Genomic DNA, 1,040 nt, shown 5'->3' with positions numbered 1-1,040 from the left:
GTGTAGTGTTTCGTGAGGTTGAGGAGGCGTTCAGCGGGCGCCTGGTAGTCAAGGCATCGCAATCGGGTGTGGTTATAGTCGCGGACGAAGGCACGGATGAAGCGGTTGCGCTCGTCGTGCGAGAGGAAGCGGTTCTTGCCGGCGTTGCGCGGGCTGGCGGGCTGGGCGGCGATGGCGTCGCCGAGGCGGCGGTTGAAGCGCTCGACCATGCCGTTGGTCTGGGGGTGGTAGGGCCGGGTTAGCTTGTGGCGGATACGATGCTGCCTGCAGACCCGGTCGAAAGGATGCCGGCCGGTGCCTGCTTCGCGTCGGACGTAGCAGGCGCCGCCGAAGCGGTCGGTGAATTCTGCTCCATTGTCGGTGAGCACGGTGTGGACCGGATAGCCGAAGGCATCGAGGAACGCGGCAAAGGCCTGGGCGACGGTGTCGCTGCTGCGGTCGTCGAGGATGTCGACGTGGACGAAGCGGGTGGCGCGCTCGATCGCGACGAAGACATAGGCCGGTCGCCCCTCCAGCCGGGGAAGGTGCTTGAGGTCGACATGGACATAACCGAAGGGCTCGGGGGCGAAGCGCTGCGGCGGCTCGGGCGCATCGGGGGGTGCGTGGCCGGCGATGCCGCGGCGGCGCCATAGCCGATACAGCGCCGAACGCGAGATATCGGGGCGCAGGCAGCGGTGCAGCACCTCCAGCGCGTCGTCGAGCGAGAGGTCGAGGCGGGTGCGCAGTTCGACCGCGATCTCGACTTCCTCGTCCGACAGGCTGGTGGCCAGGCGATGCGGCCGCGAGCTGCGGTCGGCGGGGTCGCTACGTCCCCGCCAGCGCCGGATGGTGGTCTCGCTGACGCCGAGCTCGTGCGCCAGCGCCGCCACGCTCCTGGTGCTGGATCGAATATACGCGCGCTGCCGCGGGGTGGTGGCAGCATTGCGGTGCAGCGTGATCAGCATCGCCGACTCCTCAGCCAGACCATGCCCCGTTCTACACCATCTCTGTCCCGCCAACCTCCACCATTGCCGCAAAGCCAACCTCGCGAAACACTACAC

Annotated in this window: 1 protein-coding gene; it reads right to left on the bottom strand. The window is 67.9% G+C overall.

Translation table 11 applies throughout. The features are described 5' to 3' along the window. The coding region (locus ACBY01_RS17165; protein WP_416462204.1) for a DDE-type integrase/transposase/recombinase at positions 1–944 on the bottom strand (944 nt) is incomplete at its 3' end. Between the last annotated feature and the right edge of the window lie 96 nt (positions 945–1,040).

The organism is Sphingomonas mangrovi, assembly GCF_047975845.1.
Taxonomy (GTDB): Bacteria; Pseudomonadota; Alphaproteobacteria; order Sphingomonadales; family Sphingomonadaceae; genus Sphingomonas.
Note: the sequence above shows the minus strand (reverse complement) of the source record. Positions and strands in the feature narration are given on the sequence as shown.